Source organism: Streptomyces niveus, assembly GCF_001723055.1.
GTDB lineage: Bacteria > Actinomycetota > Actinomycetes > Streptomycetales > Streptomycetaceae > Streptomyces > Streptomyces niveus.
On the sequence record NZ_MDCR01000413.1, the window covers coordinates 1 to 283 of the forward strand.

Sequence of the window (283 nt, forward strand, 5' to 3'; positions counted from 1 at the left end):
CTCCCCCGCCCCTTCACGGAAGAAGCCCCTCAACCGCCGCCCGGTCCGCACCGTCCAGGCCGACAGCCGGTCCCGGCAGAACGCCCAGCGCCGCAAGGAGAAGGCCGCGGCCCTCGCCGGGGCCGCCGCCGCCGAGGCCGCGAAGCTGACGCCCGCTCAGGCGTTCGACGAGCTGTACGCGTACGCCTCCCCCGCCCTCGTACGCCAGACGTATCTGCTCACCGGGCGACGCACCCTCGCCCAGGAGTCCGTCGAGCGCGCCTTCCATCTGGCCTGGCACCGG

General features: G+C 74.9%; 1 pseudogene. It reads left to right on the plus strand.

The annotated features are described in order from the left end of the window. Positions 1-283, plus strand: a pseudogene (locus tag BHU15_RS41780) (hypothetical protein); the annotation flags it as partial.